18 protein-coding genes are annotated in these 14878 nt (G+C 35.1%); 13 read left to right on the top strand and 5 right to left on the bottom strand.

All coding sequences use genetic code 11. The annotated features are described in order from the left end of the window. The first annotated feature begins 121 nt into the window (after positions 1-121). The 3 genes from DNG35_RS02810 to rpmA all read left to right on the top strand — a co-directional run bounded on the left by DNG35_RS02810 (position 122) and on the right by rpmA (position 1631). Entirely contained in the window at positions 122-592 is a 471-nt protein-coding gene (locus DNG35_RS02810) for a DUF4199 family protein (RefSeq protein ID WP_111126239.1), read from the top strand. Positions 593-676: 84 nt separating this feature from the next. Continuing rightward, the gene (gene rplU, locus DNG35_RS02805) at positions 677-1333 is read left to right on the top strand and encodes a 50S ribosomal protein L21 (protein ID WP_111126238.1); all 657 of its coding nucleotides are present in this window, start codon (positions 677-679) and stop codon (positions 1331-1333) included. Positions 1334-1370: 37 nt separating this feature from the next. Beyond that, positions 1371-1631, top strand: coding sequence for a 50S ribosomal protein L27 (gene rpmA, locus DNG35_RS02800; RefSeq protein WP_111126237.1), 261 nt, complete (start codon positions 1371-1373; stop codon positions 1629-1631). Between the two features lie 59 nt (positions 1632-1690). Here rpmA and DNG35_RS02795 read toward each other — a convergent pair whose 3' ends face one another. Then, positions 1691-2161, bottom strand: a complete 471-nt coding sequence (locus tag DNG35_RS02795; RefSeq protein ID WP_111126236.1) for a very short patch repair endonuclease — start codon at positions 2159-2161, stop codon at positions 1691-1693. 24 nt (positions 2162-2185) lie between these two features. On the opposite strand from DNG35_RS02795, the gene DNG35_RS02790 reads away from it, so the two are divergent. Beyond that, entirely contained in the window at positions 2186-2962 is a 777-nt protein-coding gene (locus DNG35_RS02790; RefSeq protein WP_111126235.1) for an Eco47II family restriction endonuclease, read from the top strand. Here the strand turns inward: DNG35_RS02790 and dcm are convergent. Further along, a complete protein-coding gene (gene dcm, locus DNG35_RS02785; RefSeq protein ID WP_111126234.1) occupies positions 2932-4203 on the bottom strand; it encodes a DNA (cytosine-5-)-methyltransferase in 1272 nt (423 codons plus the stop codon). The genes DNG35_RS02790 and dcm overlap by 31 nt on opposite strands. Positions 4204-4330: 127 nt before the next feature. Next, a complete protein-coding gene (gene ahcY, locus DNG35_RS02780; protein WP_111126233.1) occupies positions 4331-5647 on the bottom strand; it encodes an adenosylhomocysteinase in 1317 nt (438 codons plus the stop codon). Between the two features lie 88 nt (positions 5648-5735). On the opposite strand from ahcY, the gene DNG35_RS02775 reads away from it, so the two are divergent. The 7 genes from DNG35_RS02775 (at position 5736) to DNG35_RS02745 (ending at position 12364) form a co-directional block, all read left to right on the top strand. Beyond that, positions 5736-6368: a 4'-phosphopantetheinyl transferase superfamily protein gene (locus tag DNG35_RS02775; RefSeq protein WP_111126232.1), complete on the top strand. Its 633-nt coding sequence runs from the start codon at positions 5736-5738 to the stop codon at positions 6366-6368. An 8-nt stretch (positions 6369-6376) separates the two neighbouring features. Further along, positions 6377-6637, top strand: a complete 261-nt coding sequence (locus tag DNG35_RS02770) for a thiamine-binding protein (protein WP_111126231.1) — start codon at positions 6377-6379, stop codon at positions 6635-6637. Continuing rightward, positions 6621-7253: a nicotinamide riboside transporter PnuC gene (gene pnuC / locus DNG35_RS02765; RefSeq protein ID WP_111126230.1), complete on the top strand. Its 633-nt coding sequence runs from the start codon at positions 6621-6623 to the stop codon at positions 7251-7253. The genes DNG35_RS02770 and pnuC overlap by 17 nt, the downstream gene beginning before the upstream one ends. Beyond that, positions 7214-7798: an AAA family ATPase gene (locus DNG35_RS02760; protein WP_111126229.1), complete on the top strand. Its 585-nt coding sequence runs from the start codon at positions 7214-7216 to the stop codon at positions 7796-7798. Before pnuC ends, DNG35_RS02760 begins: the two co-directional genes overlap by 40 nt. Next, a complete protein-coding gene (locus DNG35_RS02755) occupies positions 7785-9284 on the top strand; it encodes a DUF4301 family protein (RefSeq protein WP_111126228.1) in 1500 nt (499 codons plus the stop codon). The genes DNG35_RS02760 and DNG35_RS02755 overlap by 14 nt, the downstream gene beginning before the upstream one ends. A 5-nt stretch (positions 9285-9289) precedes the next feature. Beyond that, positions 9290-9694 carry an alternative ribosome rescue aminoacyl-tRNA hydrolase ArfB gene (arfB, locus tag DNG35_RS02750; protein ID WP_111126227.1) on the top strand — a complete coding sequence of 135 codons (405 nt, stop codon included), beginning with the start codon at positions 9290-9292 and terminating at the stop codon, positions 9692-9694. Between the two features lie 273 nt (positions 9695-9967). Next, complete coding sequence (locus DNG35_RS02745) at positions 9968-12364, top strand: TonB-dependent receptor domain-containing protein (protein WP_111126226.1); 2397 nt, start codon at positions 9968-9970, stop codon at positions 12362-12364. Positions 12365-12412: 48 nt separating this feature from the next. On the opposite strand, the gene DNG35_RS02740 is transcribed toward DNG35_RS02745, so the two are convergent. Beyond that, complete coding sequence (locus DNG35_RS02740) at positions 12413-12850, bottom strand: membrane lipoprotein lipid attachment site-containing protein (RefSeq protein WP_111126225.1); 438 nt, start codon at positions 12848-12850, stop codon at positions 12413-12415. Positions 12851-12967: 117 nt separating this feature from the next. On the opposite strand from DNG35_RS02740, the gene greA reads away from it, so the two are divergent. Further along, the gene (gene greA / locus DNG35_RS02735) at positions 12968-13441 is read left to right on the top strand and encodes a transcription elongation factor GreA (protein ID WP_111126453.1); all 474 of its coding nucleotides are present in this window, start codon (positions 12968-12970) and stop codon (positions 13439-13441) included. 51 nt (positions 13442-13492) lie between these two features. On the opposite strand, the gene DNG35_RS02730 is transcribed toward greA, so the two are convergent. Then, the gene (locus tag DNG35_RS02730) at positions 13493-14302 is read right to left on the bottom strand and encodes a purine-nucleoside phosphorylase (RefSeq protein ID WP_111126224.1); all 810 of its coding nucleotides are present in this window, start codon (positions 14300-14302) and stop codon (positions 13493-13495) included. Between the two features lie 141 nt (positions 14303-14443). Between DNG35_RS02730 and DNG35_RS02725 the strand changes: the two genes are divergently transcribed. Continuing rightward, a complete protein-coding gene (locus tag DNG35_RS02725) occupies positions 14444-14806 on the top strand; it encodes a hypothetical protein (RefSeq protein ID WP_111126223.1) in 363 nt (120 codons plus the stop codon). The last annotated feature ends 72 nt before the right edge of the window (positions 14807-14878 follow it).

Genomic DNA, 14878 nt, shown 5'->3' with positions numbered 1-14878 from the left:
TAGCTTGTTTTTTTTTGTGAAATCCGATGAAGTGAAAATTCGATCTAAAAGAAAATTAACATCGTTTTAATATTGAAATGCATGTTTTTTAGCGAAATTTATATACTAAAATTAATTTGTTATGAAAATAAATGCCATTCAAGTAAAGTACGCACTTTTTATTGCGATTGCCTTAATTGCTTATTTTTTATTGCTTTCTGTTTTTGGATTGAGTAAATATCCTGCTTTTAGTATTTTCAACGGATTGATTATGGCAATTGGCTTATATTTCTGTATAAGAGATTATAAAAGATATAAAGGAAAAAAATACAAGTATCAAAAAGGGTTTCTCGCAGGCTTGATCTGTGGGTTTTTAGCGACACTCATTTTTACGGCATTCTTTGGTGTTTACGCTTCCCATTTTAACCCCGATTTTGCTACAGAAATACTATCTACCTGGGAAAACGAATATTCTGAATCTTTAGGCTTGTTGCTTTTTGTGGTAGCTGTAATGGGCTTTTGTACAACCTTAGTGCTAACTTTGGCATACATGCAACTTATGAAAGATTCATGGAATACCACCCCTATTAAAAACCAAACGAGAACTTCTTGATTTTCTGCAAACTATTATTTGTAAATACAAAAAAAGAAAGTATATTTGCATCCATTTTTAAAATAAATTTTAATTATTTAAGCTATGTATGCAATTGTAGAGATAGCAGGGCAGCAATTTAAAGTTGCGAAAGACCAAAAAGTTTTCGTACATCGTTTGTCAGGTAAAGAAGGTGATACAGTATCTTTCGATAAAGTATTACTTACTGGAGATGGTGATAACGTTACACTTGGCGCCCCAGCTATAGAAGGAGCTCTTGTTGGAGCCAAAATTACACGTCACTTAAAAGGTGATAAGGTAATAGTTTTCAAAAAGAAAAGACGTAAAGGCTATCGCGTAAAGAATGGTCACCGTCAGTACCTTACAGAAATCGTAATTGAAGATATTTCTGTAGATGGTAAGAAAAAACCTGCTAAAAAAGAATCAGCTAAAGCTGAAACCAAAAAAGCAGAACCTAAGAAAGAAACTAAAAAGTCAACTAAAAAAGGTGACGATTTAACTAAAATCGAAGGTGTAGGTCCTAAAGCTGCAGAAGCATTAACCGATGCTGGTTTAGAAACTTTTGCAAAAGTAGCAAAAACCAAAGCAGAAAAACTAAGTGAGATTTTAACAGAAGCAAGTTCGAGATTAGCTCATTTAGTTACAGACACTTGGCCAGAGCAAGCACAATTAGCTGCTGATGGTAAGTGGGAAGAATTAGAAAAATTACAAGACGAATTAGACGGAGGAATTAAAAAATAATTTACTTCTTATATTAATAATTTAAAACCTTAAAACCATGGCTCACAAAAAAGGAGTTGGTAGTTCTAAAAACGGTAGAGAATCAGAATCGAAACGCTTAGGAGTTAAGATTTTTGGTGGTCAGGCTGCTGTGGCAGGAAATATCATTGTAAGACAAAGAGGAACTGCACACAATCCAGGAGAGAATGTATATGCAGGTAAAGATCATACCTTACATGCCAAAGTAGATGGTATTGTAAAGTTTGAAAAGAAAAAGAACAACAAATCATACGTTTCTATAGAGCCTTTTGAAGCTTAAGAAATTATAGATTTTTTGATATTTAAACCCTTTCAGAAAACTGAAAGGGTTTTTTTTGTTTACCAGTCATTCCTTCCTGTTTCAATATAGGTGAGAACATCACTGATGCATTGGTTGAGGTTGTTTTTTATTTCATGGCTCCAAAACCTAAAGACCCTATAGTCCATTCTTTCCAATTGGAGGTTTACTTCTCGATCACGTTGCATGTTACGCTCAATCTTAGGAATCCAAAAACGACTATTGCTTTTGATGTTTTTTTTACGTTCTTCCCAATTATGACCATGCCAAAACTCACCATCTATAAATATAGCTAATCGGTACTTCTTGATGGAAATATCTGGTTTCCCCGGAAGCTTGTTGTTTAATCTATACCTCACTCCTTTTTTCCACAAAGCCTTACGAAAAATTAATTCGGGCTTCGTGTTTTTGCTACGAATTTTGCTCATTATTTTTGAGCGTTTTTTGGTGGTATAAAACCCAGCCGACTCCTCAAAACGAGGTACTTTTATTTTCTTATCTTCGTAAGGCATAATTGTAATAAAAATAAGAATTTAATGAACCAATCTAAAAATAAGTATGTTGATTTTGTGAGCGATGAGCACCTATTGCAATGTATATCTAACCTGTATCAGTCGTATTTGGAAGCCAAAAGGGAATTTACCAAAGCCAAGTTTTATAAAAATAAGGTAGATACTTTTAAACTTACTTTTGATTCTAAATTTAATGAGCTTTCAGAAGAAGAATTGATTAAACTCGAAATGTCTCGACAAGTTGACAAATCGGTAAATAATGCGATTGGGACTTTTCATGAAGAAATACTGGGTGGTATTGAAGGGTTTTCTAGTGCAAAACACGCTGGTTATGATGTAAAGGCTGATGATGACTCACTTTTTGCGGAAATCAAAAACAAGCACAATACGATGAATAGTAGTTCGGCAGAAAGTGCTTTTCAGAAATTAGCTCGTTTTGCCGATGACAATCGTCAAGCTAAATGTTACTTGGTACAGATTTTAGCAAAAAAGAGCTTTCTTAAAAAATGGGAGGGAATTATTAACCGAAAAGAATACAGTCACAGTAGAGTTTATATTGTTTCAGGAGATCAATTTTACAGTTTATTGACAGGTGATGGTAATGCTCTATTGAAACTATATCAAGCTCTACCTATAGCAATCAATGACTTTCTTAAAATAATTGAATCAACAAAAACGAAGCAACACGATATTTTATCTGATATTTCTGCGGATGCGCAAAAATCGAACAGAAATTTATTAGATGAAATTACTTTTCAAAACTTCTATTACTACAAAGGATTTTCCGAAAGAGAAACTTGATACTTCTTTTTTTGTATTTCAGTTTTATTAAGAAAAGAAATTATAGAATATCCAATTTCCTTTGCGAGATTTACGGGTACAGCATTTCCAATTTGTTTGTATTGTTGGGAAACTGAGCCTTCAAACTTCCATTCATCGGGAAAGGTCTGAATTCGGGCATATTCCCTCACGGTAAAAGGTCTGGTTTCATCAGGGTGGCAACGCTCAGTTTGTTTTTGAGCAGGACTGCAAGTTAGGGTTAGGCAAGGTTCATCCCAGCCAATACGTCTTGCCATACCGGTTTTTCCGCCACCCAGATAAAAACTTTTTTGCATATATTCTTTTTGGATTTCAAGCGGTAAATCACGCCAGTAGCCTTTTGGCGGAACCAACTCTAAGACTTTCTTTTTGTGTTCTGGATAAGTCGAACCTTTAGATTTAGGAACATTTTTATCAAATAAAGAACCTTTTTTTAAGGCATCTTTTAAGGTATACACCTCAGAAAAAGGTTTAGGATAGGTATAATCAACATCAATATCTTTTTTTATGGCAACCAAAATAAGCCTTTCCCTTTTTTGTGGTACATTATAATGTATGGCTTTAAGAACCTCGACAGGCGAAACAACGCGGTAGCCAATTTCGTCTAAAATAGAAATCATACCTTTTAAGGTGCGACCATTATCATGATTGAGAAGACCTTTTACATTTTCGCCGATACAGATTTTAGGTTGAATCTCTTTTACAGCACGAGCAAACTCGTAAAAAAGTGTACCACGAGCATCTTGAAATCCTAGTTTTTTGCCTGCATAGCTGAAAGCTTGGCAAGGAAATCCGCCTGTAACAACATCAATTTTATTTTGATATGTAGAAAAATCCAAATCTTTAATGTCGCCTTCTAAAACGTTCCAATTAGGTCTGTTTTTACGAAGGGTTTGACAAGCCCATTTATCGATTTCATTAAGAGCTTTACAATTTAAACCTGCTTTTTCGAGACCAATAGCTAAGCCACCCGCTCCAGCAAACAGTTCCATTACAGAATAATCTTTAAAAGGAGTTACAAAATTTCCTTCGTCAATTTTCTTAAAATAATTTTTAAATTCAGGGAAAACCTCTAATTGCTCTTTTTTGTAAGTTCTATAATTACTCATAGGTTCTCTTACGGCTTTCAATTTCCCTTCATTATCCCATCTTCTTAGTGTTTCAGGGTTTTTGTTTAAAATTTCAGCTGCTTCCGAAATCGAGTAAATAGATTTTGTAACCATATTATATATCTTTCTATATGGTTACAAATTTAAATCATACATTTTAAATTATCTAAAATACTTATCAACAAAAAAACCCTCACAATTGCGAGGGTTTTTTATATTTTATCCGCTTGAAGCAAAAAAATTAGTAGCGGTAATACTCTGGCTTAAACGGGCCTTCTACCTCTACACCAATATATTCTGCTTGTTCTTGAGAAAGTTCGGTTAGTTCTACACCTATTTTTTCTAAGTGTAATTTTGCTACTTTCTCATCGAGATGTTTTGGCAGCATATACACTTTGTTTTCATATTGATCGGTGTTTTTCCAAAGTTCGATTTGGGCTAAAGTTTGGTTGGTAAACGAGTTACTCATCACAAAGCTTGGGTGACCCGTTGCACAACCTAAGTTGACCAAACGACCTTCAGCAAGTAAAATGATGTCGTTTCCGTTAACGGTATATTTATCTACTTGTGGTTTGATTTCCACTTTAGTGCTGCCGTGATTGTTTTTCAACCAAGCCACATCAATTTCGTTATCAAAATGACCAATGTTACAAACAATGGTTTTGTCTTTCATCGCCTCAAAATGCTCGCCACGAACGATGTCTTTATTTCCGGTAGTGGTGATTACGATATCTGCTTTTGGTAACACAGTTTCGAGTTTTTTCACTTCAAAACCATCCATGGCGGCTTGCAACGCACAAATAGGGTCAATTTCGGTTACCGTCACAATAGAACCAGCACCTCTAAACGAAGCCGCGGTACCTTTACCCACATCACCATAACCACAAACGACCACGCGTTTTCCGGCAAGCATCACGTCGGTTGCTCTTCTAATGGCATCAACTGCACTTTCGCGACAGCCATACTTATTATCAAACTTAGATTTGGTCACCGAATCATTCACATTAATGGCTGGCATTGGAAGTGTTCCGTTTTTCATACGCTCGTACAAACGGTGAACTCCCGTTGTCGTTTCTTCTGAAAGACCCTTGATGCCGCTTGCCAATTCCGGATACTTATCAAGAACCATATTGGTTAAATCACCACCATCATCTAAAATCATGTTGAGTGGTTGACGGTCTTCGCCGAAAAATAAAGTTTGCTCGATACACCAGTCAAATTCTTCTTCGTTCATTCCTTTCCAGGCATATACTGGAATTCCCGCTTCAGCGATTGCAGCAGCAGCTTGGTCTTGTGTAGAGAAAATATTACAAGAACTCCAAGTTACTTCTGCACCTAATTCTACAAGGGTTTCGATAAGTACCGCTGTCTGAATGGTCATATGCAAACATCCAGCAATCCGAGCACCTTTAAGCGGTTGTTCGTTTTTATATTCTTCGCGAATTGCCATTAAACCTGGCATTTCAGCTTCAGCTAACTCAATTTCTTTTCTTCCCCAGCTTGCTAGCGAAATATCTTTTACTTTATATGGAATATAAGGCATTGTTTTAATAGACATATTAGTATATTTGAATGATTAATGTTTTAGTCTGAAAAATTTATTTTTCTTACAGACTGCAAAAATACATAAATATTTAAAGAAATTTATGCCACTTTACAAAACTATAACAGTTGATAATGCCACTAAAGTGCTGATTTGGAAAATAGAAGAAAGTTATGAAGCGCTCTCTAAAAATGTAGAACTTACTTCTTATTGTGCCGATCGGGTAAATAACATGAAGTCTGATTTGCACCGAAGAGGTTTTATGAGCATTAGGCATTTGTTGGCAGAAGCGGGTTATGGTGATGGCGATTTGAGTTATGACGATTCTGGAAAACCGCATTTAAGTGACGGAAAATTTATTTCCATTACGCATTCGTTTACCTTTTCAGGAATAATTGTAAGCGATAAACCCGTAGGAATTGATATCGAAAAACAACGGGATAAAATTCTAAAAATAGCCCATAAATTTACCCCTATAGAAGAATATAAAACTTTAGCTAATGAAGATGCGGTAAAAAGAAAACTCACGATTGTTTGGTGTGCCAAGGAGTCTATCTATAAGTATGTGAATATTCCTGGGTTGTTGTTTTTACACCACATTAATGTTGAAGATTTTAATTTTGAAGACCAAAAAACCACCGCAAGGGTCAACTATCATGGTAAAATAGAATACTTCAATATCTATTTTATAGAGTTTGATGGTTTTACTTGTGGCTACGCTTTACCCCAAAAATAAATTTCCTTATGAAAATTTCTGTAGAACTTACGTTTACGCCGATTCAAGATAATTACGAACCGGCAATCATCAATTTTATAAAAGCTTTACGGGCTTCGGGTTTTGAAATCAAAGAAAACCCACTGAGTACACAAGTATATGGCGATTACCAAAAAGTGATGCAATTATTGAACAAAGAGATTGAGGTTGCACTTAACTCGGTAGAAAGAGGATTGATGTACATGAAAATTGTAAAATCAGATAGAAGCGATTATGAGCCACATTTTTGATTGGCTTTTCGGACAATATAAAGGTATAGAAACACATCTGGTTGTTTTAGAACTCTTAGGCGTTTTTTTTGCTGTTTTAAGTGTGCTTTATTCCAAAAAAAATAGTGTACTGGTTTATCCAACAGGTATTATCAGCACCATAATTTTTGTCTATATTTTATATTTTTATAACCTTCTTGGCGATATGATCATCAATGCCTATTACTTTGCAATGAGTATCTACGGTTGGTATATCTGGACAAGAAAAGTTGATGAAGTACACGTGACGCCAATTTCAACTGTAGTAAATGCAGACAAAAAAATCATGACAGGTATTTTTATAGGAGCAATTGTTTTTATTAGTCTCGTTTATGAGCTTTTTGAAAAATGGGAAACTTGGGTTTCTTATGTCGATATTATTACCACTGCTTTCTTTTTTGTGGGAATGTGGCTTTTGGCCAAAAGAAAAATCGAAAATTGGATTTACTTGATGATAGGCAATATTATTTCGGTACCTCTCTATTTTTATAAAGGATTAACTTTTAGTGCTTTTCTTTATATCTTTCTTAGTATCATTGCCATTTTAGGATATTTCTCATGGAAAAAGCTCTTGAACAACAACCTGCAAACTGCTTAAAAATAGCTCTCTTCGGACCAGAATCTACCGGAAAGACGACTTTAGCCAGCGAATTGGCAGTTCATTTTCACACCCAATGGGTTCCGGAATACTCTAGAGCGTACCTTCAAAAAAAGTGGGATGAAGAGCAGAAAATTTGTGAGATCTCAGACTTAATTCCTATCGCCAAAGGGCAAATCAAGTTAGAAAATGAGTTGGCAAAAAAAGCCAATCGGGTGTTGTTTTGTGATACCAATGTGCGACAAACTTATGAGTATGGAAAAGCTTATTTTAAAAATTTTGAAAACAAAGCACTGAAAGAGTGTGTCGAAAAACATCACTACGATTTATATTTTCTCACCCAAATAGATGTGCCTTGGGAAGCAGACGATTTGCGTGACAAACCCAATGAGCGTGAGCAAATGCTTCAATTATTTAAGGCATCTTTAGATGCAGATAACATAAATTATGTTATTTTAGAAGGCAATAAAAAACAACGATTAAAAAAAGCAATCACAATAGTTGAACAATTATTAGAAAAACCTCAAATGGATGTGGACAAATGATGACCTACAACAAATAAACAATAAAAAGATATCTTTAGAAGAAATCAATTCGCAGATAGAAAAATTTAAAAAAGGAACTACTTGCGTTAATTTAGAAAGATATGCAACCGTAAACGACGGTATCTTTTCTTTTTCGAGCGACGAAGAACAAGACCTACTTGCTGTTTTTGACAACTCTACACATAGCAAAATTAAGTTTGTTCCTGCAAGCGGCGGTGCAACAAGAATGTTTAGCCCATTGTATTATTTGTTAGAGAATTTCAACCCAAAAGTTGAAAAACTTTATTCTTTTTTAGAAAAAAAAGGAAATTACCAACTCAAGTTTTTTATAGAAAACTACCAAGATTTTCCCTTTTCAGACAGAATCATCAAGGCTTTAGAAGAAAATATGGAAGGCTTTTCAGGTATGGAAGAAGAACAAAAAGCCTATCATTTTATAAAATACTTGTTATTGGAAAATGGCCTGAATTATGGCGAATCCCCTAAAGGCCTGATTCCTTTTCAAGAAAAAGACGGTGAAGAAATTACTCCGTTAGAAAGACATTTTGAAGAAGCAAAAGCTTATGCATCAGCTGAAAATATTGCTAAACTGCATTTTACGGTAGCACCAAATCACTTAGAAAAATTTAAAGTTGCAGTAGAAAAAGCCAAGCGAAAATTTTCAGATGATACTTTTGAAGTAAGTTTCTCGGTGCAAGATTCCAATAGCAATACCATTGCTGTCAATAAAGAGAACATGCCTTTTAGAACGTCCAATAATCACCTTGTTTTTCGACCTGGTGGCCACGGAGCCCTTTTAAAAAATCTCAATCAATTACAAGAAGATATTGTTTTTATCAAAAACATCGACAATGTTTCTAACGATTATAATTTTCCAACTTTAGTTTATTACAAAAAGTTAATAGGCGGTTTATTGGTTAAAGCTCAAGGCGAAATTTTTGAAGCGCTTCATTTATTAGAAAAGGATGAATTAGAAGGTCTCGCTAAGGCAGAAGAAGTATTACAAACTTATTTTAATATCGATAAATCATTTTCGGTAAAAGAAGCATTCGACTTTTTAAACCGACCACTTCGGGTTTGTGGTATGGTAAAAAATGAAGGAGAGCCTGGTGGCGGACCATTTTGGGTAAAAGATCAAAACGGAATTCCGAAGCTGCAAATCATAGAAAGTGCACAAATTCATAAAGAAGACGCAGAGCAAGCCAAGATTGCGCAGCAGGCAACACATTTTAATCCAGTAGACCTTGTTTGTAGTATTAAAGATTATAAAGGTAAAAAGTTCGACTTAGTCAATTATGTAAATCACGATAAATATTTCATTTCCGAAAAGTTTAAAAAAGGTAAAGTTTTAAAAGCACTTGAACTTCCTGGGCTTTGGAATGGTTCTATGGAATTATGGAACAGTATTTTTGTAGAAGTTCCCATAACAACTTTCAATCCAGTAAAAACAGTAAACGATTTACTGAAATCGAGTCATAAAAATTAAAGAAAGTGTTTTCTCGTGAAGCTTTAGAAAAAGAGATATACTATACCACAGCTTTAAGTGGTGGAGCAGGAGGGCAACACGTCAATAAAGTGGAGACCAAAGTGATTTTACATTGGGATGTTTCCGCAACAGCGGAATTTTCTGAGAATGAAAAAGAAAAAATCAAACAGAGGCTCAAAAACAGAATTTCAAAAAAAGGTGTTTTACAGTTGAGTTCAGATGCTTCGCGAAGTCAGCATAAAAACAAAAAAACCGTTACCGAATTATTTTTTAAACTGTTATTTTCAGCTTTAAAACCCACCAAAAAACGAAAAAAAACACAACCTAGTAAAAATCAGAAGCTAAAACGCTTAAAAGACAAAAAGGTACAAGCAGAGAAGAAAGAACGACGTAAAAAAGACTTTCTTTAAGTAAAACAATCAAAAATTAATTTTTACATTTGCCGCAAATCTCAAAGGGGTGCTAATTTTAGTACGGAATTTTGAATAAAGAATTCTGAATTCTAAACTAAAAAAAGCTGAGATCATACCCAAAGAACCTGGGCGGGTAATGCTGCCAAGGGATGATGCAAACTATAGGTTTGTGTGTATGTACTCCTGTATGCAAAATGCTACAGGATTTTTTTATTTAATTTTTAACCAAAGAATAATCGCCCCTTTTATTTCGTATAAATTTTTTTACGAATGAAAAACGTATTATTTGTGGTGTCGCTTTTCTTGACGACACTCGTCTTTGCACAAGACAAAATCACGATTTCCGGAACAGTTATTCAAGACGGAAAAAAGTTACCGAATGTTTCGGTAGAAGTTCTAGAAACCAATCAAGGTACGATTACCGATCTTGATGGAAATTTTAAACTGGATGTTCTTCCAGGAAATTACAACCTTAAATTTACCTACGGAAATGCCAAAACAGTAAGCGTAGAAGCATTTGAGGATGTATATTTGATGGTTGATTTATCAAATGTTCAAGAGCAATTGGGTGAAGTCTTTTTGTCATCGATCAAGGTAGATGCCGATTCGCCTATTACTTACAGTAATCTTACCAAAGAAGAAATAGAAGAGCGAAACCTCGGGCAGGATATTCCCGTTTTGATGAATTATTTGCCTTCGGTAGTGACCACAACCGATGCCGGAAACGGCGTTGGTTATACTGGCATTCGTGTTCGCGGAAGCGATGCGACGAGAACCAACGTGACCATTAACGGTATTCCGTATAATGACTCTGAAAGCCAAGGTAGTTTTTGGGTAAATTTGGGAGATTTTGCCTCTTCGGTAGAAAACATTCAGTTGCAACGTGGTGTGGGAACTTCTACCAACGGAGCAGGAGCTTTTGGTGCGAGTTTAAACATTCAGACCGATGAATACCAAAAAGAAGCTTCCGCTGAAATTGCCAACTCTTTTGGTTCGTATAACACTAGGAAACACACGGCAAAATTCAGTACAGGATTGATCAATAATCATTTTGAGTTTTCGGGTCGAGGTTCGCTTATCAAAAGTGATGGTTATATCGACCGCGCAGAATCCGATTTAAAATCGTATTTCGTACAAGGTAATTATATTGCCGATAATACTTTGATTAAAGCGATTATGTTTAGCGGGAAAGAACGCACGTATCAAGCTTGGTATGGTATAGATGGTGATCAATTAGAAGAAGATAGAACCTATAATCCAGCTGGAGTTTACACCGATGAAGCAGGGAATGAACTTTTTTATGACAACCAAACTGACAATTACCAACAAGACCATTACCAATTGCTATGGAACCAGAGATTAGATAATAACTGGTCCACCAATTTGGCTTTTCATTATACACGAGGAAGAGGTTATTACGAAGAGTTTCAGGAAGATGCTACTTTAGAAGAATACGGAATGCAAAATTTCACCGCAAACGGAGAAGAAGTAACCACTTCAGACCTTGTGAATAGAAGTTGGTTAGACAATCATTTTTACGGAACCGTTTTTAGTGTTAACTACAAAAACGATAAATTAGACGCTGTTTTTGGTGGTGGCTGGAACAAATATGATGGCGATCACTTTGGTGATGTGATTTACACAAGGTTTGCTCAAAATAACGAACCGTACGAACCTTATTATTTTAACAATGCCAAAAAAACTGATTTTAATCTTTACGGAAAAGCTACGTTTGCTATTTCTGAAAAGCTCATGGCGTTTGGTGATTTACAAATTAGAACGATCAATTATGAAGCTGAAGGTCCTACACAGGAGGTGTCAAATTTCCCTATCGACGATAGTTTTACTTTCTTTAACCCCAAAGGAGGTTTAACTTATCAAATCAATAACCAAAATCAGTTATACGCTTCTGTAGCTGTAGCTCATCGCGAACCAAGCAGGTCTGATTATGAAGATGCTTTTGAAAATGGAGAAGAAGCCCCTTCTGAAGAGCAACTCCTAGATTATGAATTGGGGTATCGTCTGAAAAAGGAAAAATTTCAGTTAAACACCAACCTTTATTATATGAACTACGAAAACCAATTGGTGCTTACTGGAGAGATCGATGAGGAAGGTGCCCAAATTAGAAAAAACAGTGGAAATAGCTATCGTTTAGGATTGGAAATAGATGCGGTTTATAACATTTCGGAGAAATTTACGGTAAGACCTAATATAGCTTTAAGCCAAAACAAAAACAGGGATTTTAAATCTAATTTTAATGGTGAACTGCAAAACTTTGGCGATACCGATATTTCTTTTTCACCAAGTGTTGTCGCAGGAAATATTTTTACCTACAAGCCCTTAGAAAATTTAAGCCTTAACCTATTGAGTAAATATGTAGGGGAACAATACATGAGTAATATTGAATCTGAAACTTCAAAATTAGATGCTTATTTCGTTAACGATTTTAATGTACAGTATACCTTAAAAACTTCCCAACTTTTCAGTGAAATCGTTTTTACAGGCCTGGTGAATAATATTTTTAGTGAAGAATATGTAAGTAACGGTTATTATTTTAGTTATGATGATGACTTTACCAATCCAGGAACAGTCACAACAATAGAAGGAACAGGTTATTACCCACAAGCCACGAGAAACTTTTTGCTGGGGGTAACCTTAAAGTTTTAAGCTATATGTAAAACTTATATTAAAAAGAGGTTCAAGCGAGCCTCTTTTTTAATTAGTTATTTGCAATGTATTGTTACCGTTTACCGTAACGCGATAAGCCCAAAGCGTATATTGCAATTCGTTTTCACTTTCCATAAAATTACCTGTAAAAAGCTCGTAAGTGTTTCCCTCACATGCACAAGTTACTTGTATGCCATCGAGTTCCATAGTCGGGCATTCGTTGGTAAAAGGGTGATTGGGATCTGCAGCATCCCAAGCGACAAACTGATTGGGTCCCGTATTCATCACATAGATTCCTCCGTTTCCTTGATTACCTATATAAACAGGGTTAGAAGGAAAGTTAAGCGCATTGAACTGCGGTAAATTCATATCCACAAAATAGTTGACGTTTACATCTAACAAATTAGGATTTTGGTTTACGTTATCGTCGTTGCTACAGGCGGTCAAAATTCCTAGTAAGGAAAAGAAAAAAATAAGCTTTTTCATCTGAAAATTTTTATGCAAAATAATAATAATTGCGATGCAATTTAAAATTTATTATATTTGTTGTAATCAAGAATCCCAGTTTTGTGGGATTCTTTTGTTATTATAAACGATGATGTTATGAGTAAAGTATCTTATTATACCGCAGAAGGATTAAAAAAGTTGAAAGACGAGCTCGATCACTTGCGTGATGTCGAGCGACCAAAGGCTTCACAAGCGATTGCAGAAGCTAGAGATAAAGGAGATTTGAGTGAAAATGCCGAATATGATGCGGCAAAAGAAGCACAAGGTTTATTGGAGATGAAAATTTCGAAACTGGAAGAAGTAGTTGCCAACGCCAGAGTAATAGATGAGTCACAATTAGATACAACCAAAGCTTTGATACACAGTACAGTAAAAATAAAAAACCTTGCGAATAAAATGGAAGTGACCTATAAATTGGTCGCTCAAAGCGAAGCCGATTTAAAGTCAGGTAAAATTTCGGTAGATTCTCCTATCGGAAAAGGTTTGTTAGGAAAACAGGTAGGTGAAAAAGCCGAAATTGAAGTACCCAACGGGAAAATCACTTTTGAAATTTTAGAAATCAGCAGGTAGTTTTTTACTATAAAAGACTAAAAAAGCACCTATTGAAGGTGCTTTTTTGTTTTAGAAAGTAGCGATTAAACCTATAAAAAGCTTAATCATATTGGGTTCTGCTTTCGCAGCCATTTTCATAATATCGTTGATGTCGACAGGCTTTAGATTGTCGGGGTCACATTCATCGGTTAACACCGAAACGGCAACCACAGGCAAACCAAGATGGTTGGCAACAATCACTTCAGGAACGGTGCTCATACCAACAGCATCACCGCCAATAAGTTTTAAATAACGGTATTCTGCTCGAGTTTCTAATTGTGGGCCAACAACAGCTACGTAAACACCTTTGTGTAAACTAATGTTTTCGCCTTGAGCTATTTCTACTAATTTTTTACTCATATCCTTATCATAAGGACAACTCATATCTACAAAGCGTTCGCCAAATTGCGAAACACCCAAAAACGCCAACGGAGAATCCCCTTGTAAATTGATGTGGTCGTCGATGAGCATGAGTTCTCCTTTCTTATAGTTGAGGTTAATCGCTCCAGAAGCATTAGAAATAAGTAGTTTTTTGATACCTAAACGATGCATAATACGAATAGGGAAGGTCACATCTTGCAAGCTATAACCTTCATAATAATGAAATCTACCTTGCATAATGATTACTTTTTTGCCCATGAGATTTCCGTAAATAAGCTTTCCTTTATGGAATTCTACAGTTGCAGTAGGAAAGTGTGGAATGTGGTTATAACTTACTTCTTCGATAACCTCTACTTCTTCGATAAGTTTTCCGAGCCCGGTTCCTAAAACAATTCCTATTTCTGGGTCTTTAAAGCCTTTTTCTTGAAGGTATTTGGTAGTTTGTTTGACGTGAAGCATGTTCAAATTTTTTAGTCTAAATATACTGACATTCTAATTTTTTTAGCAAGCGATATTTAAATAAAATGAAAAGTTCTTTTTTAAGAAATCATCAGTAAATCATTTAGAATAATATATTTTGATTTAACTTTAGAAGTATAAATGGAAAGAAAAATCAATCATATACTATCTGGTTTCTATAAAAGAACAAAATTAATTGGTCTTTTGGTTTTTATTGGAGTAGTGGTATTGTTTTCATTTATACTATACCAAGATTATAATTTAAGCTTAGAGGAAGAAAAGCGAAGAGAAAAAAATACGATTACTTCGATCAAACAAAATGTAGATTACGCGCTAAAAAATAGTTATGTAGCCGCACTTACCTTAGCGCTTACCATAAATGATGAAGGAAATCCTGTTAACTTTGAAGAAGTAGCACAAAAAATTCTAAGCTCCAGTGTCGCGATTAATAGTGTGCAGTTAGTAGAGAAAGGTGTGGTTTTGTACGTCCCTGATATAGGTTGACCACTAAAGTCAATTTATATGAAAGCTAATTTAAAATTAATCAAGAAACAACGTAAGTTTTCCGAAGCATTT

This window comes from Mesonia sp. K7, assembly GCF_003233725.1.
Classification (GTDB): Bacteria; Bacteroidota; Bacteroidia; order Flavobacteriales; family Flavobacteriaceae; genus Mesonia.
The sequence above is the reverse complement of the archived record's forward strand: the minus strand, read 5'-3'. Positions and strand labels throughout refer to the sequence as shown.

Excerpts from the sequence above, each read along its gene's own strand:
- DNG35_RS02745 (WP_111126226.1), top strand. The coding sequence starts at position 9,968 with ATGAAAAACGTATTATTTGTGGTGTCGCTTTTCTTGACGACACTCGTC.
- DNG35_RS02770 (WP_111126231.1), top strand. The coding sequence starts at position 6,377 with ATGAAAATTTCTGTAGAACTTACGTTTACGCCGATTCAAGATAATTAC.
- DNG35_RS02740 (WP_111126225.1), bottom strand. The coding sequence starts at position 12,850 with ATGAAAAAGCTTATTTTTTTCTTTTCCTTACTAGGAATTTTGACCGCC.
- pnuC (WP_111126230.1), top strand. The coding sequence starts at position 6,621 with ATGAGCCACATTTTTGATTGGCTTTTCGGACAATATAAAGGTATAGAA.
- rplU (WP_111126238.1), top strand. The coding sequence starts at position 677 with ATGTATGCAATTGTAGAGATAGCAGGGCAGCAATTTAAAGTTGCGAAA.
- DNG35_RS02790 (WP_111126235.1), top strand. The coding sequence starts at position 2,186 with ATGAACCAATCTAAAAATAAGTATGTTGATTTTGTGAGCGATGAGCAC.
- DNG35_RS02795 (WP_111126236.1), bottom strand. The coding sequence starts at position 2,161 with ATGCCTTACGAAGATAAGAAAATAAAAGTACCTCGTTTTGAGGAGTCG.
- DNG35_RS02730 (WP_111126224.1), bottom strand. The coding sequence starts at position 14,302 with ATGCTTCACGTCAAACAAACTACCAAATACCTTCAAGAAAAAGGCTTT.
- DNG35_RS02725 (WP_111126223.1), top strand. The coding sequence starts at position 14,444 with ATGGAAAGAAAAATCAATCATATACTATCTGGTTTCTATAAAAGAACA.
- ahcY (WP_111126233.1), bottom strand. The coding sequence starts at position 5,647 with ATGTCTATTAAAACAATGCCTTATATTCCATATAAAGTAAAAGATATT.
- DNG35_RS02760 (WP_111126229.1), top strand. The coding sequence starts at position 7,214 with ATGGAAAAAGCTCTTGAACAACAACCTGCAAACTGCTTAAAAATAGCT.
- DNG35_RS02810 (WP_111126239.1), top strand. The coding sequence starts at position 122 with ATGAAAATAAATGCCATTCAAGTAAAGTACGCACTTTTTATTGCGATT.
- rpmA (WP_111126237.1), top strand. The coding sequence starts at position 1,371 with ATGGCTCACAAAAAAGGAGTTGGTAGTTCTAAAAACGGTAGAGAATCA.
- DNG35_RS02775 (WP_111126232.1), top strand. The coding sequence starts at position 5,736 with ATGCCACTTTACAAAACTATAACAGTTGATAATGCCACTAAAGTGCTG.
- dcm (WP_111126234.1), bottom strand. The coding sequence starts at position 4,203 with ATGGTTACAAAATCTATTTACTCGATTTCGGAAGCAGCTGAAATTTTA.
- greA (WP_111126453.1), top strand. The coding sequence starts at position 12,968 with ATGAGTAAAGTATCTTATTATACCGCAGAAGGATTAAAAAAGTTGAAA.
- DNG35_RS02755 (WP_111126228.1), top strand. The coding sequence starts at position 7,785 with ATGTGGACAAATGATGACCTACAACAAATAAACAATAAAAAGATATCT.